The 24,695-nt window shown below is 70.9% G+C and carries 24 protein-coding genes; 17 read left to right on the forward strand and 7 right to left on the reverse strand.

All coding sequences use genetic code 11. The features are described 5' to 3' along the window. Positions 1–963, reverse strand: a complete 963-nt coding sequence (locus tag BMY97_RS14360) for an ABC transporter substrate-binding protein (protein ID WP_091617301.1) — start codon at positions 961–963, stop codon at positions 1–3. A 640-nt stretch (positions 964–1,603) separates the two neighbouring features. Here BMY97_RS14360 and BMY97_RS14365 point away from each other — a divergent pair. The 6 genes from BMY97_RS14365 (at position 1,604) to BMY97_RS49580 (ending at position 8,722) form a co-directional block, all read left to right on the forward strand. Continuing rightward, entirely contained in the window at positions 1,604–4,750 is a 3,147-nt protein-coding gene (locus BMY97_RS14365) for a sensor histidine kinase (protein WP_425425271.1), read from the forward strand. Next, on the forward strand, positions 4,747–5,223 hold the full coding sequence (locus BMY97_RS14370) for a roadblock/LC7 domain-containing protein (RefSeq protein WP_396286839.1): 477 nt from the start codon (positions 4,747–4,749) through the stop codon (positions 5,221–5,223). The genes BMY97_RS14365 and BMY97_RS14370 overlap by 4 nt, the downstream gene beginning before the upstream one ends. 27 nt (positions 5,224–5,250) lie before the next feature. Next, positions 5,251–6,012, forward strand: coding sequence for a DUF742 domain-containing protein (locus BMY97_RS14375; protein ID WP_091617304.1), 762 nt, complete (start codon positions 5,251–5,253; stop codon positions 6,010–6,012). Then, positions 5,993–6,601, forward strand: coding sequence for a GTP-binding protein (locus BMY97_RS14380; RefSeq protein WP_091617305.1), 609 nt, complete (start codon positions 5,993–5,995; stop codon positions 6,599–6,601). The genes BMY97_RS14375 and BMY97_RS14380 overlap by 20 nt, the downstream gene beginning before the upstream one ends. A gap of 408 nt (positions 6,602–7,009) precedes the next feature. Next, positions 7,010–7,438, forward strand: a complete 429-nt coding sequence (locus BMY97_RS14385) for a roadblock/LC7 domain-containing protein (protein WP_091617306.1) — start codon at positions 7,010–7,012, stop codon at positions 7,436–7,438. Positions 7,439–7,441: 3 nt separating this feature from the next. After that, a complete protein-coding gene (locus BMY97_RS49580; RefSeq protein WP_091617307.1) occupies positions 7,442–8,722 on the forward strand; it encodes a DUF742 domain-containing protein in 1,281 nt (426 codons plus the stop codon). 8 nt (positions 8,723–8,730) lie between these two features. On the opposite strand, the gene BMY97_RS14395 is transcribed toward BMY97_RS49580, so the two are convergent. Then, the gene (locus BMY97_RS14395; RefSeq protein WP_091617308.1) at positions 8,731–10,971 is read right to left on the reverse strand and encodes a helicase-associated domain-containing protein; all 2,241 of its coding nucleotides are present in this window, start codon (positions 10,969–10,971) and stop codon (positions 8,731–8,733) included. Positions 10,972–11,062: 91 nt separating this feature from the next. Between BMY97_RS14395 and BMY97_RS14400 the strand changes: the two genes are divergently transcribed. From BMY97_RS14400 to BMY97_RS14415, 4 genes are all read left to right on the forward strand, one after another. After that, positions 11,063–11,245, forward strand: a complete 183-nt coding sequence (locus tag BMY97_RS14400; RefSeq protein ID WP_091617309.1) for a hypothetical protein — start codon at positions 11,063–11,065, stop codon at positions 11,243–11,245. A gap of 125 nt (positions 11,246–11,370) precedes the next feature. Further along, positions 11,371–12,762 (forward strand): NAD-dependent malic enzyme, encoded by a 1,392-nt coding sequence (locus tag BMY97_RS14405; RefSeq protein WP_091617310.1) that lies wholly within the window; start codon positions 11,371–11,373, stop codon positions 12,760–12,762. A 28-nt stretch (positions 12,763–12,790) separates the two neighbouring features. Continuing rightward, on the forward strand, positions 12,791–13,264 hold the full coding sequence (gene moaC, locus BMY97_RS14410; protein ID WP_091617311.1) for a cyclic pyranopterin monophosphate synthase MoaC: 474 nt from the start codon (positions 12,791–12,793) through the stop codon (positions 13,262–13,264). Beyond that, positions 13,261–14,187: a molybdenum cofactor biosynthesis protein MoaE gene (locus tag BMY97_RS14415; RefSeq protein WP_091617312.1), complete on the forward strand. Its 927-nt coding sequence runs from the start codon at positions 13,261–13,263 to the stop codon at positions 14,185–14,187. The genes moaC and BMY97_RS14415 overlap by 4 nt, the downstream gene beginning before the upstream one ends. Before the next feature lie 225 nt (positions 14,188–14,412). On the opposite strand, the gene BMY97_RS14420 is transcribed toward BMY97_RS14415, so the two are convergent. The 3 genes from BMY97_RS14420 to moaA form a co-directional block, all read right to left on the reverse strand. Continuing rightward, entirely contained in the window at positions 14,413–15,039 is a 627-nt protein-coding gene (locus BMY97_RS14420; protein ID WP_091617313.1) for a LysM peptidoglycan-binding domain-containing protein, read from the reverse strand. 753 nt (positions 15,040–15,792) lie between these two features. After that, a complete protein-coding gene (locus BMY97_RS14425) occupies positions 15,793–16,044 on the reverse strand; it encodes a MoaD/ThiS family protein (protein WP_091617314.1) in 252 nt (83 codons plus the stop codon). Positions 16,045–16,072: 28 nt separating this feature from the next. Further along, complete coding sequence (gene moaA, locus BMY97_RS14430) at positions 16,073–17,146, reverse strand: GTP 3',8-cyclase MoaA (protein ID WP_091617315.1); 1,074 nt, start codon at positions 17,144–17,146, stop codon at positions 16,073–16,075. Positions 17,147–17,356: 210 nt separating this feature from the next. On the opposite strand from moaA, the gene BMY97_RS14435 reads away from it, so the two are divergent. The 7 genes from BMY97_RS14435 (at position 17,357) to BMY97_RS14465 (ending at position 22,604) form a co-directional block, all read left to right on the forward strand. Then, positions 17,357–17,761: a MarR family winged helix-turn-helix transcriptional regulator gene (locus BMY97_RS14435; RefSeq protein ID WP_091617519.1), complete on the forward strand. Its 405-nt coding sequence runs from the start codon at positions 17,357–17,359 to the stop codon at positions 17,759–17,761. A 33-nt stretch (positions 17,762–17,794) separates the two neighbouring features. After that, positions 17,795–18,199: a TOBE domain-containing protein gene (locus tag BMY97_RS14440; protein ID WP_091617316.1), complete on the forward strand. Its 405-nt coding sequence runs from the start codon at positions 17,795–17,797 to the stop codon at positions 18,197–18,199. Next, positions 18,196–18,999, forward strand: a complete 804-nt coding sequence (modA, locus tag BMY97_RS14445) for a molybdate ABC transporter substrate-binding protein (protein WP_091617317.1) — start codon at positions 18,196–18,198, stop codon at positions 18,997–18,999. Before BMY97_RS14440 ends, modA begins: the two co-directional genes overlap by 4 nt. A gap of 58 nt (positions 19,000–19,057) precedes the next feature. Beyond that, a complete protein-coding gene (locus BMY97_RS14450; protein WP_091617318.1) occupies positions 19,058–19,825 on the forward strand; it encodes an ABC transporter permease in 768 nt (255 codons plus the stop codon). Continuing rightward, a complete protein-coding gene (locus BMY97_RS14455) occupies positions 19,822–20,901 on the forward strand; it encodes a sulfate/molybdate ABC transporter ATP-binding protein (RefSeq protein WP_091617319.1) in 1,080 nt (359 codons plus the stop codon). The genes BMY97_RS14450 and BMY97_RS14455 overlap by 4 nt, the downstream gene beginning before the upstream one ends. Positions 20,902–20,977: 76 nt before the next feature. Next, positions 20,978–21,772, forward strand: a complete 795-nt coding sequence (locus BMY97_RS14460; protein ID WP_091617520.1) for an HAD-IIA family hydrolase — start codon at positions 20,978–20,980, stop codon at positions 21,770–21,772. Between the two features lie 37 nt (positions 21,773–21,809). Continuing rightward, positions 21,810–22,604: a metallophosphoesterase family protein gene (locus BMY97_RS14465; protein ID WP_091617320.1), complete on the forward strand. Its 795-nt coding sequence runs from the start codon at positions 21,810–21,812 to the stop codon at positions 22,602–22,604. On the opposite strand, the gene BMY97_RS14470 is transcribed toward BMY97_RS14465, so the two are convergent. Both BMY97_RS14470 and BMY97_RS14475 read right to left on the reverse strand, forming a co-directional pair. Further along, positions 22,601–22,975, reverse strand: a complete 375-nt coding sequence (locus tag BMY97_RS14470; protein WP_091617321.1) for a YccF domain-containing protein — start codon at positions 22,973–22,975, stop codon at positions 22,601–22,603. The two genes, BMY97_RS14465 and BMY97_RS14470, sit on opposite strands and share 4 nt — an antisense overlap. Further along, positions 22,975–23,727: a PhzF family phenazine biosynthesis protein gene (locus BMY97_RS14475; protein WP_091617322.1), complete on the reverse strand. Its 753-nt coding sequence runs from the start codon at positions 23,725–23,727 to the stop codon at positions 22,975–22,977. The genes BMY97_RS14470 and BMY97_RS14475 overlap by 1 nt, the downstream gene beginning before the upstream one ends. Between the last annotated feature and the right edge of the window lie 968 nt (positions 23,728–24,695).

The following is a 24,695-nucleotide window of genomic DNA, read 5'->3' on the forward strand; positions in this document are numbered from 1 at the left end:
TCAGGATGCGCTCGCCTGCGGCACGATCATCGAGGCCACGTCGATCTTGCTGGGGATGGTGCCGAACTGCTGCATCAGGTCCGGGACGCGCTGCAGGCGCCGCGCGTCCAAAGTGGACTGGAAGGTGAGCAGCGCGGTCAGCGAGGCGGTGGCCTGGTCGACCTTGGAGAACTGCACCATCAGCGGCTCGATCTTCGAGCGGTCCGCCGATTCCTTGGTGGCGCGCAGCATCGCGCGCTGGAAGGCCGCCACGGTCTTCGGGTTCGCCGAAGTGAACTTGCCCAGGGAGCCGTAGCCCGCGGTCGGGAAGTCCTGGGTGGCGCCGGAAGCGGTGTCGACGATCGGCACCGTGCCGTTGGTCTTGGCCGAGCTCGTGATGAACGGCTCGGTCAGGAAGCCCGCGTCCACGTCGCCGCGCTTGACCGCGCCGCCGATCAGCGGGAAGCCCATCGAGACCCACTTGATGCCGGTGAAGTCCACGCCGTTGTCGCGCATGACCGACTTGGTCAGCGTGTCGCAGATCGTGTTCTGCGCGGTGATGGCGATCCGCTTGCCGGCCAGGTCGTGCACGTTCTTCACGACGCCGCCGGGCATCGCGACGATCTCGGTGCTCTTCGGGCCGGCCGACGAGGCGTCCGACACGAACTTGATGTCGGCGTTGGCCTTGCTCTTCGCGACGAAGAACGGGGTGTAGCTGGAGTAGGCGATGTCGACCTCGCCGGACTGGAGCTTCTGCAGGGAGGCGTCACCACTGGCGGCGTCAACGGTCTCGACCTCGAGGCCCTCGGCCTTGAAGTAGCCGTTCTGCACCGCGAGGTGGAACGGGGCCACGTCGATCGTCGGCATGATCGACACCTTGATCTTCGGCTTCTCCAGACCGGAGCCGGTGTTCGTGCTGCCCGAGTCGTCCGAGCCGCCGAGCAGGCCGCAGCCGCTCGCGGTCAGTGCGACGCCGCCGGCCATGGCGAGCGAGAGAAAGCCGCGCCGCCCGAGTCTCGGCTGGCTGCTCCCGGCTGAATCAAACAAGGCCGCTCCTTGGAAATGAGGTCACGTGTGGCTGACCAGTGGGTTGGAGTGTGGCTCATTGTCCGGAGTCACGCGGCTACTGTAGAGAAGCGATCTTGCGATCACAATGGGTGGTCAAAAACGTTGCCCGAGTGGTTTCAGTCACTCGTACAGGTGATCGAAGGTCCCTGCGTGTGCCCGATCTGGCCCATCATGGTGCTGCCCGATTGGTCTTGATCGGCTGTACGGGTGCTCCCATGCGGCTGTCAAGAGGGTTACAAATCGGCCAGTCGTTCGCTACCCTCTGCTCCGGCAGAGTGAGGTATGGACCACCGATGTAGTGAGAGTTTGCCTCGTCAAGAGGCATTCTGCGCGGGCCGTTGCCAGTCGGCGACCTTGTGGCTTAGGCCGAACGGACCAGTGATCGACCAGTGCGGGGAACGAACGTCATGCAAGTGCTGAACCGATTCCGCGCCGGGAGGTGCGGTGAACCGCACCTGGAAGTCGATCTTCTCACTCGTAAGGGTGTAATGACGCGGTCATGTCCGGCGCTCCGACCCCTCGGAGAGCCGGGCCGCCTGCCGGGAGTGTGCGGATAGTGGTCCCGGGCTCGGCAGGCTTCAATTCACAGGGTCCTTCGGGGCCGGACAACGATGGTGGTGCGGCGGTGCCGGACGAAGACACCGCGGGGTCGGGAGGGGCCTCCGCGAGCGAAGGCGGGGCAGTGGCTCCCGCGCGGAAGGGCTCGGTCTTTGCGCTGGGCAACTGGCGGCTGAGGTCGAAGCTCGCCCTGATCCTGATCATCCCGACGCTGACCGCGCTGGTGCTGGGCTCCCTGCGCGTGGTGGACGACATCCAGCAGACGGTGCAGTTCGGCCACACGGCCGACCAGGTCGCCTTCGCGGTCAAGGTCACCACCGTGGTCCACGACCTGCAGGGCGAGCGCGCGCTCGCCGTCGCCCGGCTCTCCTCCGGCGACTCGCTCCGCCAGACCGGCCTGGACGCGCAGATGGCGAAGGTCGACCGTGACGTCGACGACCTGCGCAACGCCGTGGTCACGCTGAACACCGACACCCAGGCCACCAGCGACCGGTACGCGCGCGGCCTCCAGCGCCTCGACGCGCTGCAGCCGCTGCGCGCGGCGATCAGCACCTCTTCTTATTCGGATGTTGCGGTGCTGGACACCTATTCGTCCATCCTCGACTCGCTCATCCAGCTGGGCCGCGAGGTGACCACCGCGGTCACCGACCGGGACCTGCTGCGCCTGGGCAACAGCACGCAGTCGATCAGCGAGGCCAAGGAGTTCATCGTCCGCGGTGACGCGGCGCTGCAGATCGCGGCCTTCCGCGACGGATTCCCCGGCGACCTGCTCGACGAGGCGCGGGCCTCGGAGGCCAGTGGTGACGCGTCGGTCGCGGCGTTCCTCGCGAACGCCACCGACGACCAGGTCCAGCTGTACAACGACACCGTTTCGGGCCCGGAGGTCGACGACCGGCGCCGGATCCAGACCTCGTCGTTCTCCTTCGCGCAGCAGGGCGCGCCGCTCAACATCAACCCCACCGAGCTCGGCCAGGACAGCACCGTGGCGGCGGACAAGCTGCACGCGGTGGAGAGCAGCCTGCTGTCCCAGCTCCGCTCGCAGGCCGACGGCCTGGCCTCCAACGCCGTGCGGTCGGCTTGGATCGGCGGCGCGGTCGTGCTCGCCGCGCTGATCGCGGCCCTGATCCTGATGCTCGTGATCGCCCGCCTGATGCTGCGCCCGCTCCGGGTGCTGCGGACGACGGCGCTGGACGTCGCCTACACCCGGCTGCCGGAGACGGTGCAGTCCATCCTGGACGACCCGGACCCGGTCAACGCCTCGAAGAAGGCGGTCGCCCCGGTGCCGGTCACCTCCCGCGACGAGATCGGCGAGGTGGCGCGCTCGTTCGACGTGGTCCACGAGCAGGCCGTCAAGATGGCCGCCGAACAGGCACTGCTGCGCGAGAACGTCAACGGCATCTTCGTGAACCTCTCCCGCCGCTCGCAGCGGCTGGTGGAGCGCCAGCTGGGCGTGATCGACCGGCTGGAGGCCGACGAGCAGGACCCGGACCACTTGGCCAGCCTGTTCGAGCTCGACCACCTCGCCACTCGGCTGCGCCGGAACGGCGAGTCGCTGCTGGTGCTCTCGGGCGCCGGGCTGGCGAAGTCCGTGCCCAAGCCGGTGCCGGCCGCGGACGTGATCGGTGCCGCGGTCTCGGAGATCGAGCAGTACGCGCGCATCGAGGTCGGGATCGTGCCCGAGGTCGCGGTGCAGGGCCTCGCCATCCACGACCTCGTGCACGTGCTCGCGGAGCTGCTCGACAACGCGACCTACTTCTCCGAGCCGGAGACGAAGGTCACCGTCCGCGCCGTCATCACCCGCAAGAAGGCGCTGGCCATCCAGGTCACCGACCACGGCGTGGGCATGGGCGACGACCGGCTCGCCGAGATCAACCAGCGGCTGGCCGACCCGCCGGACCTGGACGTGTCGGTGACCCGCCGGATGGGCCTGTACGTGGTCGCCCGCCTGGCCCAGCGCCACGGCATCGAGGTGCGGCTGCGCGAGAACGAGGACATCGAGGGCGGCGTCATCGCCCGGGTCGTGGTGCCGGCCGAGCTGCTCACCCAGATCCGCGTGGCCACCCCGCCGCCGCGGCACACGCCGCCGCCGGTCAACCGCAGCGAGGTGTCGCACCCGAGCTTCCCGCCGGTCAACCGGCCGCTCGAGCGCGGGCCCGAAGCCACTCCGCCGCCCCCTTCGGCCCCACCGCCGCCGCCCGCGGCGCCGGCCCCGTCGAACGGCGGCCTGGTCCCCCTCGACCAGCCGATCAGCCTCGACGACCTGGTCGCGGGCAACCGCGCCGCCGGGCCGTTCCTCAGCCCGGAGATGCCGGTCCCGGAGAGCCCGGCGTGGCCGACCGCGGAAGATCTGGCGCCGCTCACCCAGCAGCCCAACGGGGACGGTGCGAGCCTGGCGGAGACGGAGTTCCCGCCGCTGGTGCTGCCGAAGCGCGAGCCGAAGTACCTCGCGCCGGAGGAGCCCCAGCGGGCCGAGCCCGTCGCCGACGACAGCTCTTCGGCCCTCGAGGACGACGTGCCCACCCGGCGGCTGCCGATCTACCAGTCGGTGCTCTCGCGGTGGTTCAGCGAAGGCAGCGACGGGGGCGACGGCGAGCCCGGTTTGGCCGAGGACCTCACGGCCATGCCGTCGAAGGCCGAGACGCCCGCGGAGCCGGAACGGACCACCGCCCCGGCCCCGGCGGAGAGCAGCAACGGCACGCACGAGCCCCGTCAGGAGGAACCGATCGAAGCGACGCCGCTCTACCCTGGTTCCGACGACGGCTCGGACGAAAGCTGGAGCAGCGCCTCCGACGAGGGCTGGCAGGCCGCGCAGTCGTTGCTCGAGACCAAGAACGAGGAGGTGACGACGGCCGGGTTGCCCAAGCGCGTCCCGAACGCGTACCTGGTCCCGGGCTCGATCGGCAGTCCCTCGGAATCCTCCGAGCCGCACAATTCCTTCACCGACGCGACCTCCGGGCTGCCCGGAACGGGTGCGATGACCCGCTCGGCCTCCGCGGCTCGCAGCAGGATGGCAAGCTTCCAGCGTGGGTACACCTCCGGGAGGCACGCATTGAAGGACCGACCGGCCGACGACAGGCTCGGCGAGGACGGTGTTCCGGTGAGTGGATCCGGGTACTTGAGCGACAGCAGTGAGGAGCGACAGTGACACGGGCGGGTGCAGTGCAGCCGGGAGGCGGCTCGGCGCAGCCGAACGGCAGGGCGGCAGGCGGCGCGGCGGGTAGCTTCGCGTGGCTGATCACGGACTTCGTGCACCGGGTGCCGGGTGCGGCCCACGCGGTCGTCGTCTCGGCGGACGGGCTCCTGCTGGCCGCCTCGCGCGGCCTGCCGAAGGACCGGGCCGACCAGCTGGCGGCGGTCGCGTCCGGGCTGACCAGCCTGGCGCGCGGAGCGGCGAAGGTGTTCGAAGGCGGCCCGGTCGCGCAGACCGTGGTCGAAATGGCCAATGGCTTCCTGTTCCTGATGTCGGTTTCCGACGGCTCGTGCCTCGCGGTGCTGGGCTCGCCGGAGAGCGACATCGGTTTGGTGGTGTACGAGATGACCCTGCTCGTCGAACGGGTCGGCCAGCAGCTGACTCCGGAGATGCGCGCGCAACTGCAGGGCTCGGCGGTCCGCCGCTAGGCGGGCCGGGAACTTCAGGAGCAGACCGTGGACGACGGGCGCTTGAGGGGCGATGGCCGGCTCGGTGACGACTTCACCGGCGGGTGGGGCGAGCGGGACGACGGGCGGGAGGACTGGAAGTCCTTCCGCGACCGGGTCGACCGCGAATGGCGCGCCCGCCGCGTCCAGGGGTCGGACTCGGATCCGGTGCGGGAGCCGCCGAACTGGCTGACCGACAGCAATGCCGGTCAGGGACCGGACGTCACGGGCGTGCCCGGCTACCGCGACCGCCTGCTCGGCGGGCCGGGGGCCGAGCTGTTCGGCGGGGCCAGCGGGCCGCTGTACGACTCCGCCGAGTTCGCGGCGTTCAGCGCGGAGCAGGACGGCTCGCCCGGACCGTCGTCGAACGAGCTGGCGGCGGCGCTGCCGATGCAGGCGTCGGCCGAGCCGCCGGTCACCGAGGTGGAGACCTCCGGTCTGGTCCGGCCCTACTTCCGCACCCGCGGCCGGACGAAGCCGACGTACGACCTCGCGATCGAGGCGCTGATCTCGACCAGCGAGCAGGGGCGCGTGCTCGACCGCGTGCGCGTGCCCGAGCACCGGTCGATCTGCGATCTGTGCCTGGACACCCGCTCCGTGGCCGAGGTGGCGGCGCTGCTGCGGCTGCCGCTCGGCGTAGTGCGAGTTCTGATTGGTGACGTGGCCGGCCTCGGCCTGGTGCTGGTGCACTCGACCAGCGACACGGCAGTGGGCGACCGCCCGAGTATCGAGTTCATGGAAAGGGTGCTCAGTGGGCTTCGGAGAATTTGACTCCGACGCGAACGCGCCGCAGGTGACCGGTCCGACCTCGTCGGCCAAGATCGTGGTCGCCGGCGGGTTCGGTTCGGGCAAGACGACGATGGTCGGGGCGATCTCGGAGATCGACCCGCTGACCACCGAGGCCATGATGACCGAGGCGAGTGTCGGCCACGACGACACCACCGCCACGCCGAACAAGACGACCACCACGGTCGCCATGGACTTCGGCCGGATCTCGCTCGACTCGGACCTCGTCCTGTACGTGTTCGGGACGCCGGGCCAGCACCGGTTCTGGTTCATGTGGGACGACCTCGCGGTCGGCGCGATCGGGGCGGTGGTCCTGGTGGACACGCGGCGGCTGGCCGACGCGTTCCCCTCGATCGACTTCTTCGAGAACCGGAAGCTGCCCTACGTCGTCGCGATCAACTGTTTCGACCGGTTGCTGCACCACCAGATCGAAGACGTGCGGCACGCGCTGACGATCTCGCCGTCGGTGCCGATCATGGCGTGCGACGCGCGGGAGCGGGATTCCGCCAAGCAGGTGCTGATCTCCGTCGTGCAGCACGCCATCGCGCACGACTCGGCTCTGCGGGCGGGTTAGGACCGAAATACCCCCGCCAGTCGGATGCGGCCGTTGGAGTGAACTCGACGGGCTTCACCCGCTTCGGGGAGTGGTGTATCCGGCCGGAGCCGGGTCGACTGGACCCGGCTCGCCACGGCCGGGGGCCGACCAAGCCGGACCGGCCGGTCGGCACGTCGATGACCTGCGCGGACACCCCTCCGCGACGGGTTGCCGATGCCACCACCGGGTGACCCACGAAGGCGTGGTCCGGATGGGGTCCGCGCGGTGCGCACTCGCCTGAGTACGTACGGTGCGCACCACTTCGACCAGTGGGACTCGACACCGTCGGCCAGGTGAATACGCTGGGAACGGCATCTTCACGGGGCGGCCGTGATCATGGCGAGCGGTGAGTTTCGGGATCGGCAGCTGCGGCAGCGAGGAGGGACAGTGACCGTGTCCGGCCAGGAAGAGGGCCAGCGCACGTTCGGTTGGCTGATCACGGACTTCGTGCGCCGGGTGCCCGGTGCCGCGCACGGGGTGCTGGTGTCGGCCGACGGTCTGCTGCTCGCGCCTTCCGAGGGGCTGCCGCAGGAACGGGCCGAGCAGCTCTCGGCGGTCGCCTCGGGCCTGATCAGCCTCACCCACGGAGCCGCCCGCTGTTTCGAGGCGGGCGGGGTGAACCAGACCGTGGTCGAGATGGAGCGCGGGTACCTGTTCCTCATGTCGGTCTCCGACGGCTCGTCGCTGGCGGTGCTGGCCGCGCCGACCTGCGACATCGGCACGGTCGCGTACGAGATGACGCTGCTCGTGGAGCGCGTCGGCCAGCAGCTCACGCCGGAACTGCGCGCCCAGCTCCAGGGCGGGGTGCGTGGTTAGTAGATGAAGATCTCCGGATTCGGCGAGAGCGACACAGGGGCCTGGGACGCGCTCCACCGCGGCACCGACCGGGAGTCGTTCGACTCGCCCAGCCACTACGAGCTGAGCACCTTGAAGACGATGCTGCCGCACCGCCGCCCGAGCACCCCGCCGCCGCCGGCCGCGCCTCAGGAAGCACCGGAATCCGACGAGTGGGCCGGCGCTTCGGACTACTACGACGACGAAGGCCGCACCTGGCAGGACGACGGGGAATCCGGCCACTGGGCCGAGGACGCCGGTCCGGCGGCGCAGGAAACCGGTTACTACGGCGCGGATTACTACGACGCCGAGCCTTCCGGTCAGGCCGCGCCCGCTGGTTACCGTTCGGCCGCTTACGACACCGGGTACGAGCGCTCCCCGTACGACTCGGGTCACCGGCAGACCGCGGCCGAGACGGACTACCACTCGGCCCCGCTCGACTCGGCGTACCGGCCCGCGCCGGCCTACGAGCCCTACACCGCGGAACCCGAGCCCGGCCGTTACGCCCAGCATCGCTTGGCGGAGCCCGAATACGCCGAGCCCGAATACGCCGAGCCCGGACGGTCCGAAGCCGCCGCGGCCCACGACTGGTCCGAGACCGAAGCCGCCGACTACGACTGGCAGCAGCCGGAGCCGGCCCGCCGGAGCACGCACGCGGCCGACGACCGGCAGTCCCGCGGCGGCCGGCATTCGTACGCCGCCGACGAGCCCGAGTGGCAGTCCGAACCGGACCCCGTGCAGCCGGAATACCTTGCCGCGCAACAGGATTGGGCACCGGAGCCGACCGGGCGCACCAGTCACGCCGCCGAACAGGATTGGGCCCGCGAGCCCGCGTACGCGCCGGCCGCGGAACCTCTTTTCGAACCCACCGTCGAACCCACCGTCGAACCGGCCGTCCAACCCGCCGTGGACGCACCGGCCAAGCCGGCCCGCTCCCGCGTCCGCCCGTACGCCCGCACCGGTGGCCGCACCCGGTCCGACCACAACCTGGCGCTCGAGGCGCTCGTCTCCACCAGCGACGACGGCCGCCGGTACCGGGGCGTCCGGTCGATCGAGCACCGCCGGATCTGCGACCTCTGCCTGGACACCCGTTCGGTCGCCGAGATCGCCGCGCACCTGCGCCTGCCGCTGGGCGTGGTGAAGGTGCTGGTCGGCGACATGGCCGACCTCGGCCTCGTGCTGATCCACCAGACGGAGCTGATCCTCGGCGACCGCTCGTCGCGCGAGTTCATGGAACGGGTGCTGCAGGGCCTGCGCGCCCTCTGAAAGAAAGCTCAGTCTTCGACGAGCGCGGCGGAAGTGATGCGGTGCAACGGATACCGCTCGTGGTCCGTGCCCTCCAGCACCCCGCCGCCGACGCGGACCGGGCGCACCACGCGCTGGCTCGCCGTGCCGCGCGAGTCGACGAAACCGATCCACACCTCACGGCGTTCCAGGGTCGCGAGCGAAAGCAGCTCCAGCGTCGCCGAAGTGTCCGCGCCACCACCGGTCGGCGCGCTCACCGAAGAGCCGCGTCGCCGGGCCGAAGCCGCGTCGCCCGCGCGCAGGTTCGAGACGATCCGCGAGGCTTGATCCTCCGACAGCACCGCCTGCTCGCCCGGACGGGCGCGGGCCGCCCGCGCTCGCGCGGGGAGACGGCGGCCGCTCGGGCGGATGTCGACCACCCGGCCGTCCGGGCCCTCCGCGGCCGGCGCGAAACCCGCTGACCGCAACCCTTCCATCACCTCGCCGAGCGGCGCGGAGCTGATCAGGACGGTCGAGGCGATCATCCGCAGGTCGTACTCCGCCGCGACCGGATTGGCGAGCACCTCGGCGAGCAGGGCTTCGTCGTCACAGCGCAGGAAGGAGCCCGCCGTGCCGCCGCGGAGCCGACCGTGGCGGCGGGCGACGTCGTCGATCAGGTAGGTCAGGCCCTGCGGCACGGGGGTCGCGGACTTCGCGCGGAACATCGCGTGCAGCTCGTCGGCCGTGCGGCCGGTGTCGAGCGCCCGGCGCACGGAGGTCTCGGTGACGCGGTAGACCGTGGCGTGCCCGGCCGACTCGACGTCCGCCACCGCCGCCATGTCCGCCGCCAGCTCGGGCTCCAGCGGGCCGGGCGCGACCACCGTCAGGTCCGCCTGCACCAGCACGTGGTCGACCGGCGCGGGCAGCGCGTCGTGCATCGCCTCGACGGCGCCCGGGCGATCGTCTTCCAGCAGCAGCCGGGCGGCCGAGGTCAGCCCGCCCAGCCCGACGAGGCCGAGCGCCGTCGCCTCGGCCATCGTCCAGCGCACGGTCTCGTCGCGCAGCCGTCCGCCCCTCCGCGGCGCGCGCCACGCGAGCACGGCCACCAGCTCGTCCACGCTCTTCACCCCGGCGCCGGACGGCAACTGCGCGAGCGCCGTCAGCACCCGTCGCCGGGCCACCGGCGCCAGCGGCCTTCGCGGCTCCTCGGACAGCGGCGCGATCGGCTTGTCCTTCGCGTCCCGGCCGCCGGCGAGCCCGGGCAGCCGCGGCAGTTCGAGCCAGGCCTGGGCCAGCGTCATCCAGCGTTGCACGGTCGGCGACGCGAGCCAGGAATCGGTGAGCGTGGTCGGCACCCACTCCGGCCCCGTCGTCTCGCTGTCGGCGACCAGCCCGGCGCCGACGGCCAGCTCGGCCACCAGCATCGCGCGCGCCTCGTCGACGTCCAGGTCCTTGGCCAGCTTCCGCAGCTCACGCACGCCGAGGCCGCCGGCCTTCAGCACCGGAGCGGGCACCGCCGACCACGAGCGCAGCAGCGCCTCGGTCTGGCGCAGGAACTCCATCGCCTCGCCGGCCGCGGTCTCGTCCACAGTGGCCGTCCGGTGTGGATGGACGGGCAGCTCGGGCTCGGTCAGCGTCGCGGGGTCGAACGCGACGCCGCCCCGCAGCCGCAGCCCCAGCTCGCGCGGCAGCTCCACCGTCTGGTCGTCGCGGCGCAGCAGGAGACCGCGGGCCAGCAGCTTCTGCACGGGGGTGGAGGCCTCGCCGAGGGAGACGTCGAAACTCGCGTCGCGGGTGCGGCCGATGGGCGGTCCCGCCGCCAGCTTGGCCAGCACGGCCCGCTCGTCGTCGCCGACCTCGGCCAGCCGCGCGGCGAGGTCCGTGGCGGCCAGCACGGGCGACGGCGCGCCCAGCCCGGCCGGGAACGGCCCCAGCGCGTCCCGCGCCGAGGGCGGCACGCGCAGCTCGTCGTCCCCGCCCCACACCAGCGCGCGGGCACGCAGCCGCGTCAGCTCGTCCGAGACGTCGGCGCCGACCAGCGCGCGCACCTCGGCCAGCGGCGCGGGCACCACGTCGGCCCCGGCCACCAGCAGCGCGTCGAGCACCGCGAGCGTGCGGGTGTCCAGGTCTTCGCAGGCACGCGCGACGGAACCCGGCGTGCCGGCGCGGGTGGCCAGCACGGTGCTGTCGGACGGCGGCGGGGTCGACAGGTCGCGACGGGTGCGCAGGAGCTCGGCCAGTGCGTCGTCGGATTCCGCACGCAGCCAGTCCGCCAATGAGGTCGCGGGCATAGACGTCCAGGGTACCGGGCGGGTGCGCGGGCCCCGGGGGTGTTCGGGCACACTGTGTGCGAATCGGTTGGACCGGCCAGTGGAGGGTGTTGTGGCGAAGGCCGAGAACGGCAAGAAGAAGGGTGTCGACCCCACCTGGCCCGCGGAGGACGGTGAGCACCCTGTGTCGGAGCTCGCGTCCGACCGCCAGGGCGCGCTGTCGCCGTTCGGCGACCTGACGTTCCCGCTCGACACCGTGCCGTACGTGCACCCGGAGACCGAAATCAACCGCTGACTCCCCCTCCGCGGGGAACTCCTGAAGTTACCGGTGGGTCACCCGACTGGGGTCGGGTGGCGACGGTCACGGGGCTAGGGTTCGGAACGTCCCAGTCACAGGTTTTCCAGCGGGGAGTTAGTGCCATGCCGGTTCCCGGTCCCGGGTATTCCATCACTGTCCGGGTCGAGGCCCCGGCTTCGTCCTCGGCCGCCGGTGACCTCACCACCGCGGTCGGCCGGGTGGGCGGGGTGCTCACGGCGTTCGACGTCGTCGAATCGCACCCCGAGTCCATCGTCGTCGACATCAGCGCGAACGCGTTGTCGGAGAACCACGCGCAGGACATCACCCAGACGCTGGACTCGCTGCCGGGGGTGAAGGTCCGCAAGGTCTCCGACCGGACGTTCCTGATCCACCTCGGCGGCAAGATCGAGGTCACCCCCAAGGTCGCGCTCCGCAACCGTGACGACCTCTCCCGCGCGTACACGCCGGGCGTGGCCCGCGTCTGCCAGGCGATCGCGGCGAACCCCGACGACGCGCGCCGGCTGACCATCAAGCGCAACACCGTCGCCGTGGTCACCGACGGCTCCGCCGTGCTGGGGCTGGGCAACATCGGCCCGGCCGCCGCGCTGCCCGTGATGGAGGGCAAGGCGGCGCTGTTCAAGAAGTTCGCCGGCGTCGACGCCTGGCCGGTGTGCCTGGACACCCAGGACACCGAGGAGATCATCAAGATCGTCAAGGCGATCGCGCCGGTGTACGCGGGCATCAACCTCGAGGACATCGCCGCGCCGCGCTGCTTCGAGATCGAGGCGCGGCTGCGCGAGCAGCTCGACATCCCGGTGTTCCACGACGACCAGCACGGCACGGCGATCGTGGTCGTCGCGGCGCTGCGCAACGCCCTGCGGGTGGTCGGCAAGAACATCGAGGACTGCAAGATCGTGGTCAGCGGCGTCGGCGCGGCCGGCTCGGCGATCATCCGGCTGCTGCTGCGCAAGAACCCGCGTGACATCGTGGCCGCCGACATCGACGGCATCGTCCACCCGGACCGCGGCAACCTCGACGACAACCTGGCCTGGATCGCGGGCCACACCAACCGCGAGAAGCAGGCGGGCACGCTGCACGAGGCGCTCGTGGGCGCGGACGTGTTCATCGGCGTCTCGGCCCCGAACCTGTTCGGCGCCGAGCAGGTCGCCACCATGGCGGACGACGCGGTGGTGTTCGCGCTGGCCAACCCGGACCCGGAGATCGACCCGCTGGAGGCGCAGCAGCACGCCGCCGTGGTCGCCACCGGCCGCAGCGACTTCCCGAACCAGATCAACAACGTGCTCGCGTTCCCCGGCGTCTTCCGCGGCCTGCTCGACGCCGCCGCGCGCAACATCGACGACAACATGCTGCTCGCCGCCGCCGACGCGATCGCGGACGTGGTGGACAACGGCAAGCTGAACGCCTCGTTCATCGTCCCGAGCGTGTTCGACACGGCGGTCGCCCCGGCGGTCGCGGAGGCCGTCCGCGCCACCGCCCGCGCCGAGGCCCGCTGAAGCGAAGCGGCGCAGTAGCCTCCTGAAGGTGAGTGAACTCAGCCACGTCGATTCCGCCGGCGCCGCGCGGATGGTCGACGTCTCCGCGAAGATGGCGACCGCCCGCACCGCGCTCGCCGGCGGGACCGTGCACACCACCGCGGAGGTCGTCGGCCTGCTTTCGGCCAACGGCCTGCCCAAGGGCGACGCGCTGGCGACCGCCCGGATCGCCGGGATCATGGGCGCCAAGCGGGTGCCGGAGCTGATCCCGTTGTGCCACCAGATCGCGCTGTCCGGCGTGAAGGTGGAGTTCGAGCTCGATGCAGCCGCCGTGCACATCAGCGCGACCGCCAAGACCACCGACGTCACGGGCGTCGAGATGGAGGCGCTCACGGCCGTCGCAGTCGCCGGGCTGACGCTGCACGACATGATCAAGGCCGTGGACCCCGCCGCGACCCTCGACAACGTCCGGCTCATCCGCAAGGACGGCGGCAAGACCGGCACCTGGGAGCGGCAGTCATGAAGAGGGCACGCGTGATCGTGGCGTCCAACCGCGCCGCGAAAGGCGTTTACGAGGACAAGACCGGGCCGGTGCTCGTCGCCTGGCTGGCCGAGCACGGCTACGACGTGCCCGCGCCGGTGGTCGTCGAGGACGGCGAGCCGGTCGGGAAAGCCTTGCGCACAGCCGTTTCCGACGGTGTCGCGGTGGTTTTGACCACCGGCGGCACGGGGATCTCGCCCACGGACCGTACCCCGGACGTGACCGGCGAGGTCCTCGACTACGAGCTGCCGGGCGTCGCGGACGCGATCCGCGCCGCGGGCCTGCCGAAGGTCCCGACGGCCGTGCTGTCCCGCGGGGTCGCGGGCGTCGCGGGGCGGACCCTGGTGGTGAACCTGCCCGGCTCGAGCGGCGGGGTGAAGGACGGCCTCGGGGTGCTCGGGCCGATCCTGGACCACGCCGTCGACCAGCTCGCCGGCGGTGACCACCCCCGCCCGGCCGCGCCCGCCGAGCCTGCGGCGACGGTCCGGGTCCTGCGGGCGGAAGTCAGTGAACAGCTGCTGTCCGTCGAAGAGCACGCGCGCCTGGTGGAGGACGACGCGGCGGGAGCTGTGGTGACGTTCGCCGGAGTGGTGCGGGACCACGACGGCGGCAAGGGCGTCCGCGATCTCACCTACGAGGGCCACCCGACCGCGAGCGACGTGCTCGCCCAGGTCGTGGCGGACCTTTCGGCGCGCTGGACGGGGGTGCGCGCCGTGGCGGTGAGCCACCGCGTGGGCGCGCTGACGATCGGTGACGTGGCGCTGGCCTGCGCGGTCGCCGCCGAACACCGTGGCCAGGCCTTCGCGGCCTGCGCCGAACTCGTCGACGAGGTGAAGGCCCGGCTCCCGATCTGGAAGCACCAGCACTTCACCGACGGCAGCGACGAATGGGTCAACTCGCCCTGACCGAGCCCGTTCCACCCGCCTGAGCGCGCCGCTGACGGCACCGGGGTGGTCCAGACCGCCCGGAACCCGTATGGGCGCCGCTCAGCGCGTTTGCGCCGGCCTGAGCCGGGTCGAACGGTCCAGTGACCACGAAGGGCCCCACCGCCGGGGGAAAGTCGCGGTGGGGCCCTGTCGGGTCACAGTCGAAGCTGCGCCAGGTGCCGCAGAGCCCTCAACGGGCCTGGATCACTTGGTGGCGAGCTTCTGGCCGACGACGATGAAGTCGGCGTTCGGCACGTACTGCTTGTTCAGGTCCTGCAGCTTCTGGAAGCCGCCCTGGACGTTGAACTGCTTGGCGATCTTGGACAGCGTGTCACCCGCGACGACGGTGTAGTCACCGTTCGGGTTGGAGCTCGCAACACTCGCCGCCGGGGCCGGGGTGGCCTTCTTCGGGGTGCTCTGCTTCGGGGTGACCTTCTTGCTGCTCTTGGCAGTCGACTGGTGCGACGACGACGCGGTCGAACCGCTGCCGCCCTTCTTGCCGCACACCGGCCAGGCGCCGATGCCCTGGCCCTGCATGACCCGCTCGGCCACCGCGATCTGCTGCTCACGCGACGCGCCCTGCGGGCTGCCGGTGCCGCCGTAGGCCTTCCAGGTGCTCTGGGTGAACTGCAGGCCGCCGTAGTAACCGTTGCCGGTCGACGTGCCCCAGTTGCCGCCGCTCTCGCACTGCGCGATGGCGTCCCAGTTGGTCGCCGACGCGGGGGTCGCGGCGATTGCGAGGGGCGCGCCGACCGCGATGCCAGCGACAGCGACGCGGGCGATCGTGCGGGTGGCAGCGGACATCTTGCGGTGCTTGCCTCGGTAAGACATTTGAATGCTTCTCGGCTTCCTGCGCCTACGAGCCCGAAGGCTGAGGGCCGGGTTGGGAGCCCGTCCGCCCGTTGCCGGGCGGCAGACGCGGATGACGCTCAGTGCGTCGTCTTCGTCCCCTCGTCCCTGTCCTGGAATGCTTTCGCTCGGGGTATGGGTCCGGGGATCCGGTGGACAGGGCTAGGCGCTACGGATTCCCGGTCTTGCTCGGTTGGTTCGGGGCCAACCGAAAAGCGACGGTACGTAACGACGGCCGTGATCGGAAATCAATCGGCATGTGACCTACGTCACAGTAACGGCAAACAACCTGTCGCGACAGGGATGTTTCAGCAGGTCAGAGCGCCGTTATCTGTCCGTTTTCTGGCCGAGATATTTCACGGATCGTGAGGCTTGGGTCACGTCTATAAGGCGTCAGCGGGCCTTTCGTACCGTCATTGAGGCGGCACCCTAAACCACCATCGGCAAAGTCCGCCAGTGCACTTGGAGTGGTTCTGTGTAGCCACTTGAATACGCCGTGAGCGAACCACTTCGGAGGGTGGTTATAAACAAAGAAAGCCACTCAAAGCGCAGGAGTGGCCGCTGAGCGTGGTATGGACTTACCGCCCGAAGGGGAGGTTTCCGGCGCCTGGCGGGCCGCTGAGCTGGGCAGACGTGCCCCGGGCGGTCGCGCGCCGAGCGGCGGGCTCACCGGCCGCATACACGGATCGGGCCGCTCCGCGCGGGGACGGCCCGGAATGGATCGGGGGACTTGATTCAGCCGCCGGCGAACGGCGGGAGCACGTCGAGTTGCGCGCCGTCACTCAGGGCGCGAGTCTGATCACGGACGGCAACCTCGTTCAGCAGGAAGCTCGCCGCGTCGAGGATGCGGGGCAGCTTTTCGGGATGCAGCTCGCGCAACACGCGGGCTGCGTCCGCGACAGTCGCACCCTCGGGCAGCTTCACCTTCTCCTCTTCTACGCCGGCCGCGGCGCGCGCGGCGGCGAAGTAGCGGACGAGCAGGGTCATCGGTTCCAGTGACTGGGGTGCCATCTCGTCATCCGCCGATCGCGCTCATGGGCCGGATCGGCTGCGCGAACCCGGCTTCGTTGATCTCGTGGCCCGCGAGCTTGCCCCACATGGTCGCCCGCCAGGCGTCCGCCACCTCTTCATCACGCGCGCCCGCGCGCACGAGGGCGCGCAGGTCCGTTTCGTCGTTGGAGAACAGGCAGGAGCGGACGGCGCCGTCGGCGGTCAGCCGGGTGCGCTCGCAGGAAGAGCAGAACGGCCGGGTCACCGACGCGATCACGCCGACGTCGCCGGGTCCGCCGTCGACCAGCCAGCGCTCCGCGGGCGCGCCGCCGCGGGCCACCGGGAACGGCGAAAGCTCGAACTCCTCGCCCAGCATGGTGAGGATCTCCGCCGCGGTGATCATGTCGCCGCGGTTCCAGCCGTGCTGCGCGTCCAGCGGCATCTGCTCGATGAACCGCAGGTGGTAGCCCTCGGCGAGGCAGAACCGCAGCAGCGGCAGGGCGTCGCGCTCGTTCAGCCCGCGCATCAGCACCGAGTTGATCTTCACCGGGTTCAGCCCGGCGTCGCGGGCGGCGGCGAGGCCGGCCAGCACGTGCGGCAGCCGGTCGCGCCGGGTGATCTCCTCGAACCGCGCGCGGTCGACGGTGTCGAGGGACACGTTGATCCGGTCCAGCCCGGCCGCGGCCAGCCCGGTCGCGCGCTTGGCGAGCCCGATCCCGTTGGTGGTCATGGAAATCCGCGGCCGCGGGGTGAGGGACTTGACCCGCCCGACGATGTCTTCGAGGCCGGCCCGCAGCAGCGGCTCGCCGCCGGTCAGCCGGATGTCGGTGACGCCGAGCAGCTCGACGGCGATGCGCATGAGCCGCACCAGCTCGTCGTCGGTCAGCACCTGCTCGCCCGGCAGCCAGTCGAGGCCTTCGGCCGGCATGCAGTAGGTGCACCGGAGGTTGCACCGGTCGGTCAGCGACACCCGCAGGTCGGTCGCGACGCGGCCGAAGGTGTCGATCAGCCCGGGGTGGTCCGGGCGGGGCGCCGAGGGCGTGCTTGACGAACCTCGTGTACCGGGGACGCGAGGAAACCCGAGATCTACTGCCTTCATTACCGTCAGGGTAACCCCGGGCGGGTCCGCGCCGTCGGTCGCGGAACCGAATAACGGGCTCGCTAAAGTCCTTGACGCAGCGAGCCGCTCAGCGGCCGAAAGATCTCGGCGACGTCCGTGGAGGCCCTCGTGAGTACCGCGGAGACGACCTACCCGCTGCCGGCCGAGGAGCTCGCGCGCTTCGCCCGGCTCGGCCGCGAGACGAGCACGATGACCGTGCTGCGGCACGCCAGGATCGCCGAGCGGATGGGCCTGTCCGGAAGCGATCACAAGGCCCTGGACCTGGTCGGACAATCCGGCGGACCCCTTACCGCAGGCCGGATCGCCGAGCTGACCGGACTGTCCACAGGAGCGGTGACGGGGGTCATAGACCGGCTCGAGAAGGCCGGTCTGGTGCGCCGCGTGCGTGATCTCGAGGACCGGCGCAAGGTGCTCGTGGAGGTCGTCCCCGGCGGCACGGACCGGTTCGCCGGGCTCTTCGAGTCGGCCTTCGACGGGATGAAGGGGATCCTGGAGCAGTTCTCGCCCACTGAGCGGAAAGTTCTCGAGCGTTATCAGAATGCAATACTCGGTGAGTTACGCGATGAGATCCTCGACAATTCCCGTTTGACATAGCTTTTCCTCAACTGCGGAGATAATCTTCCCGCCATGCCGCAATTTCGGTTGTCCGAGGCCGCTCGGCTCCTCGGCGTCAGTGACGACACCGTCCGGCGCTGGGTCCGGGCCGGTCAGCTGACCGCGACCGACGACGCCGCCGGCCGGAAGGTCGTGGACGGCGCCCAGCTCGCCGGGTTCGCCCGGGCGCAGGCCGTCGGCCTCGAGGACCCGTCGGCGGTCGGGCGCTCCGCCCGCAACCGGTTCGTGGGGCTCGTCACAGAGGTCATCGCCGACAAAGTGATGGCGCAGGTCGAGCTGCAGTGCGGGGCGCACCGAGTGGTGTCATTGATGAGTACGGAAGCCGTCCGCGAGCTCGGGTTGCGCCCGGGTGTCCTCGCGGTCGCCGTTGTGAAGGCGACCACCGTCGTGGTGGAGACCCCGGAAGGAAACAGATGAAGAAGCTCGCCATCGCCGTGGCGGCAGTCGCGTTGTTCGCCGGCGCGTGCAGCTCCAACGACCAGGCCAGCACCAACCCCAACGCGAGCAGCGCGCCCGCGCCGGCTCCCGGGGGCAGCGGCGGGGGCACCCTCACCGTGTACGCGGCGGCGTCGCTGACCGAATCGTTCAACGCGCTCGGCAAGCAGTTCGAAAGCGCGCACCCGGGCGTCACGGTGAAGTTCGACTACGAGGGCTCGTCCGCGCTCGTGCAGAAGCTCGACAACGGCGCGAAGGCGGACGTCTTCGCTTCGGCGGACCAGGCCAACATGGACAAGGCCGTGCAGGGCGGCGTGATCGACGGCCAGCCCACGGTCTTCGCCACGAACAAGCTGACCATCGCCGTCGCCAAGGGCAACCCCAAGGGCATCAAGTCGTTCTCCGACCTGACCAAGAGCGGGCTGACCGTGGTCGTCTGCGCGCAGCAGGTGCCGTGCGGCTCGGCGACGCAGAAGGTGGAGAAGAACACCGGCGTCACGCTCAAGCCGGCGAGCGAGGAGCAGGACGTCAAGCAGGTGCTCGCCAAGGTGCAGTCCGGTGACGCCGACGCCGGCCTGGTCTACGTGACCGACGCGACGTCGGCCGCGGGCAAGGTCGACAAGGTGGACTTCCCGGACGCCGCGGGCGCGATCAACAACTACCCGATCGCCGTCGTGAAGGACGCTCCGCAGGCCGCGCTGGCCAAGGAGTTCACCGACTTCGTGCTCGGCGCGCAGGGCAAGGCCGAGCTGACCCAGATCGGGTTTGGCCCAGCCCAGTAAGGGACGGCGACGTGCGGCGGCCGCCGATCAGCGGCCGCCGCACGCGCGTGTCCCCCTCGTGCTCTGGCTGCCGGCCATCGTCGCGCTGGCGCTGGTCGTGCTGCCCGTCATCGGGCTGCTGGTGCGCTCGGACGTCACCCGGTTCCCCTCGCTCCTGGTCACCTCGTCGTCGCTGAACGCGCTGAAGCTGTCGGTGGTGACGGCGGCGCTGTCCACAGTGGCCTGTGTGATCCTCGGCGTGCCGCTGGCCGTGGTGCTGGCGCGCTCGCGGGTGCCCGGCGTCCGCCTGCTGCGCTCGATCGTGCTGCTGCCACTGGTGCTGCCGCCGGTGGTCGGCGGTCTCGCGCTGCTGTACCTGTTGGGCCGCAAGGGTTTTCTCGGCATGCTGATCATGACGCTGACCGGGCAGCAGGTGCCGTTCACCACCGCGGCCGTGGTGATCGCGCAGACCTTCGTGGCCATGCCGTTCCTGGTGGTCAGCCTGGAGGGCGCGCTGCGCGGCTCCGGCGACCGTTACGAGCAGGTGGCCTCGACACTCGGCGCGCGCCCGTGGACGGTGTTCCGCCGCGTGACGCTGCCGCTGCTGCTGCCGTCGCTGGGCTCCGGCGTCGTGCTGAGTTTCGCCCGCGCGCTGGGGGAGTTCGGCGCGACGATCACCTTCGCCGGCAGCCTGGAGGGCGTCACCCGCACGCTGCCGCTGGAGGTCTACACCCAGGCCGAAGTGGACATCGACAGCGCCGTCGCGCTCGCGCTGCTGCTCATCGTGGTCGCGATCGTGGTGATCGCGGTGGCCCGGCCGCGGTCGTGGGAAGGCAGGCTCCGATGACGCTCTCGGTGCGGCTCTCGCTGTCCCGCGGCTCGTTCGACCTCGACGTGGACTTCACCGTGCCCGACGGCAGCGTGCTCGCCCTGCTCGGGCCGAACGGCTCGGGCAAGTCGACCGTGCTCGGCTGCCTGGCCGGGCTGGTGCAGGCGGGCACCGCCGACATCAGGCTCGACGGCCGGATGCTGGCTGGCGACGGCGTCGACCTGCCGCCGCACGCCCGGGGCATCGGCCTGCTCTCGCAGGACGCGCTGCTGTTCCCGCATCTGTCCGCTTTGGACAATGTCGCCTTCGCGCCGCGCTCAGCCGGATCCGGGCGCGCGCGGTCGCGAGAGGTGGCCACGCGGTGGCTGGCGGAGGTGGACGCGGCGGAGTTCGCCGGCCGCCGCCCCGGCCGGCTCTCCGGTGGCCAGCAGCAACGGGTGGCGATCGCGCGGGCGCTGGCCGCCTCGCCGTCGCTGCTGCTGCTGGACGAGCCGTTCGCCGCACTGGACGTGGACTCGGCCCCGGCCATCCGCGGCCTGCTGCGGCGGGTGCTGCGCACCGGCCCGACCACGGTGCTGGTCACCCACGACCCGCTGGACGCGCTCGCGCTGGCCGACCACGTCGCCGTGCTGGCCGAGGGCCGGATCGTCGAGCGCGGGCCGACCCGCGAGGTGCTGGCCGCGCCGCGGACGCCGTTCACCGCCCGGATCGCCGGGCTGAACCTGGTGGCCGGCACGGCGTCGGCGGACGGCATCCGGACCGCCGGCGGTGCCCTCGTCGCGGGCCTGCTCTCGCCGGACGCGGTGGTGGGCGAGCCGGCCGTGGCCGTGTTCGAACCCAGCTCGGTGGCCATCCTCCCGTCCGGCGACGAGCACCGGGGGAGCCCGCGCAACACCGCCGAAGCCGTGGTCGCCACCCTCGAACCGCACGGCCCGGTCATCCGGGTCCGGCTGGCCGGCGCGGGCTGGGCCGGCGGCCTCTCCGCCGACCTGACCCCCGCGGCGGTCGCGGAGCTGGCCCTGGAGCCGGAGACTCCGGTGACGCTGTCGGTGAAGGCCGCGGCGGTGGCCGTGCACCCCGCGGCGCCGGGCTGAAGCAGCGGTCGGCGCGGTTTTCGGTGATACGGTTCGGTTGCTCTGACCTGTGATCAAGAAACGAGGACGGGTGACGGTGACCGAAGGCCGCTGGACCTACCTGAGCGACATGGACGGCGTCCTGGTTCGCGAGGAGCACCTCGTGCCCAGGGCGGACGAGTTCCTCGCCGAGCTGCGGGACAACGGGATCAAGTTCCTGGTGCTGACCAACAATTCGATCTACACCCCGCGGGACCTGCGGGCGCGGCTCGAACGCACCGGGCTGGACATCCCCGAGGAGTCGATCTGGACCTCGGCGCTGGCCACCGCGAAGTTCCTGGACTCGCAGCGGCCGGGCGGCTCGGCGTTCGTGATCGGCGAGGCCGGCCTGACCACGGCGTTGCACGAGGTCGGTTACGTGCTGACCGACCGCGACCCGGACTACGTGGTGCTGGGCGAGACCCGCACGTACAGCTTCAGCGCGATCACCCGCGCCATCCGGCTGATCGAGGGCGGCGCGAAGTTCATCGCCACCAACCCGGACGCGACCGGCCCGAGCGTCGACGGCTCGATGCCCGCCACCGGCTCCGTCGCGGCGCTGATCGAGAAGGCCACCGGGCGTTCGCCGTACTACGTCGGCAAGCCGAACCCGTTGATGATGCGTTCGGCGCTGCGGCGCCTCGGCGCGCACTCGGAGTCGACGCTGATGATCGGCGACCGGATGGACACGGACGTCCACTCGGGCATCGAGGCGGGGCTGCAGACGATCCTGGTGCTCACCGGCATCTCCACTCCGGAGTCGGCCGAGCGCTATCCGTACCGGCCCACGATGGTGATCGACTCGGTGGCCGACCTGATCGGGCGAACCATGGACCCGTTCGGCGAAGGCTGACCGACACCGGCCCGGGAGCGGGGCATATCGTCGAACGATGAGCGTGTATGTGGTGGGCGACGTCCACGGGCACCGTGATGCCCTGGCCGACGCGCTCCGCGCCGAGGGCCTCGTCGACGACGAGGGCAACTGGGCCGGTGCGGAGGACCAGCTGTGGTTCCTGGGGGACTTCGTGGACCGCGGCCCCGACGGCGTCGGCGTGATCGACCTCGTCCGCGAGCTGCACGGGCAGGCGCCCGAGGCGGGCGGCTCGGTGCAGATGCTGCTGGGCAACCACGAAATCCTGCTGCTGGGCATGTACCACTTCGGCGACCGGCAGGTGCCGTCCGACTTCGGGCCGCGCAGTTTCGCGCGCAGCTGGGAGATCAACGGCGGCCTGCTGTCCGATCAGGACCGGCTGACCCCGGAGCACATCGAGTGGCTGAGCGAGCGCCCGCTCGTCGCGCTCGCCGACGAACACCTGCTGCTGCACTCGGACACCCTCGAATACCTCGACTGGGGCGAGGACATCGAGGCGATCAACACCTCCGCGCAGGAGATCCTGTCCGGCAGCGACATCGAGTCCTGGTGGGAGGTGTGGCGCCGGATGACCACGCGCTACGCCTTCCGCGGCCCGGCCGGCGAGGAGAACGCGCAGAAGCTGCTGGACGCACTGGGCGGCGAGCGGATCGTGCACGGGCACAGCGTGATCGCCGACCAGCTGGGCATCCACCCGGCGCAGATCGAGCGCCCGTACCTCTACGCCGGCGGCAAAGCGCTCGGCATCGACGGCGGCCTGTTCGTCGGCGGCCCGTGCCTGGTGGTGAAGCTGCCGTTCGAGCCGGAGGACTAGGGCAGGTCCACGATCTCCTTGCCCAGCGGCATGAGCGAGACCGGGACGAGCTTGAAGTTCGCCAGGCCCAGCGGGATGCCGATGATGGTGACGCACAGCGCCACCCCGGTCAGGATGTGCCCGATCGCGAGCCACAGCCCGGCGAAGATGAACCAGATGACGTTGCCGAGGGCTGAGCCGACCCCGGCGTCGCGCCGGTCGACCACCGTCCGCCCGAACGGCCACAGCGCGTAGTTCGCGATCCGGAACGACGCGAGGCCGAACGGGATCGTGATGATCAGAATGCAGCAGACGACGCCCGCGAGCAGATAGCCCAGCGCCATCCAGAAGCCGCAGAGCACGAGCCAGATGATGTTCAGCAGCAGACGCATCAGACGTGCAGCTCCCCGCTCACGATGGTGACGGCCTGACCGCGCAGGACCACGCGGTCGCCCTTCAGCTCGGTTCTGACGATCCCGCCCCGCGCCGAGGCCTGCTCGCCGATGAGTTCGGTACGTCCGGTCCGCCCGGCCCAGTACGGCGCGAGCGTGCAGTGCGCGGACCCGGTGACGGGATCCTCGTCCACCCCGACGCCGGGCCCGAAGAACCGGCTGACGAAGTCGGTGCGGTCGCCCTCGGCGGTGATCACGAGCCGGCCCTTCCAAAGGGCGCGCAGGGCGTTGAGGTCGGGTTCGGCGTTCCGCACGGCGTCGGCGTCTTCCAGCACGGCGAACAGGTTCTCGTGCCCGCGCCCGGTGAAGGTGATCTTGGTGCCGGGCAAGATGTTCTGGAGGTCGTCGCCGGTTTCCCGGGGCGGATCGGCGGGGAAGTCCAGCTCGACCCAGCCGTCCCGGCCCTCGCAGGTGAGGATGCCGCTGCGAGTGTCGAACCGTTGAACGCCGCCGAGCACATGGGTGGTGGCAACGGTGGCATGCCCACAGAGGTCGACCTCCGCCGTGGGCGTGAACCACCGGAGCGACTTGGGCTCACCCCGCCCCACCACGAACGCCGTTTCGGAATGCTTCATCTCAGCGGCCACGGCCTGCATCCACCGCGCATCGGCAGGCTCGTCGAGGACGACGACCCCAGCCGGATTCCCGGCGAAGGCCCGATCAGTGAAGGCGTCGACGAGATAGAAACGCATACCGCCAAGCATGCCGGACGAATGCCGGCCGCCACATCGGGGAAGGCCCCTGATGTTCGGGTCAGGGGTTGCTTGGTGTCGCCTTGTTGGGTTGCGGTTGCGCTGGTGCCGGGTGTGCTGCCTTGTCGGGTGCTGGGCTTGCGGTGGTGCTTCGCGGTGTCGGGTCGTTCAGTCTTGTCGGCTGCTGTGGTGGTGCTTCCGCCGTCGGGCCGCTGCCTTGTTCGGGTCGGACGTCCCCGGCGCTGGGTTGTCGGCTTGTCGACTTGTTGGGGCGGGGCTGGCGCGGTACTTCCCGGTGCAGGGCCGCGCCGCCTCGTCGATTGCTGAGGGCCGAGGGGCGCGGTGATGCTGCCTGGTTTTGCGCTTGTACTGCCCGTGTCGGCTGCTGGGGTCCGGGCCGCGGTGGTGTTTGAGGGTGTTGGGCCGTGCCGCGATGTCGGTTGCTCGGGCCGGGGCTGCGGTGGGTGCTTCACGGTGGCGGGCTGTGTTGCTCGGGTCGGTTGCTGGGGTCGCGGTGGTGCTTGACGGTGTCGGGCTGTGTTGCTCGTGTTGGTTGCTCGTGTCGGTTGCTGGGGTCGCGGTGGTGCTTAACGGTGTTGGGCCGTGCTGCCCGTGTTGGTTGCTCGGGTCGGGGCTGCGGTGGTGCTTGAGGATGTTGGGTTGTGCTGCCCGTGTCGGCTGCTGGGGTCGGGGCTGCGGTGGGTGCTTGACGGTGGCGGGCTGCGCTGCCGTGTCGGCCGCTGGGGTCAGACTGCTCCGGTACTTCCCGCTTTGCTGCCTGGTCCACCTGGGGCCTGGCGCCGGGCCGCGCCGCCTCGTTGATTGTCAGGGCCTGGCTGCCCTGTTGCCGGGCCGTGCGCCTGGCCTGGCAACAGGGCTGCCGTTGCGATTCCCGCGGCCTGGCCGTTCTGCTGTGTCGACCGATGTCTGCCAGCTGGCTTGGGTTCGCCGTCCCGCGAAGCTCCCCG

Origin of the sequence: Amycolatopsis saalfeldensis (genome assembly GCF_900110575.1) — a bacterium.
GTDB classification, from domain to species: domain Bacteria; phylum Actinomycetota; class Actinomycetes; order Mycobacteriales; family Pseudonocardiaceae; genus Amycolatopsis; species Amycolatopsis saalfeldensis.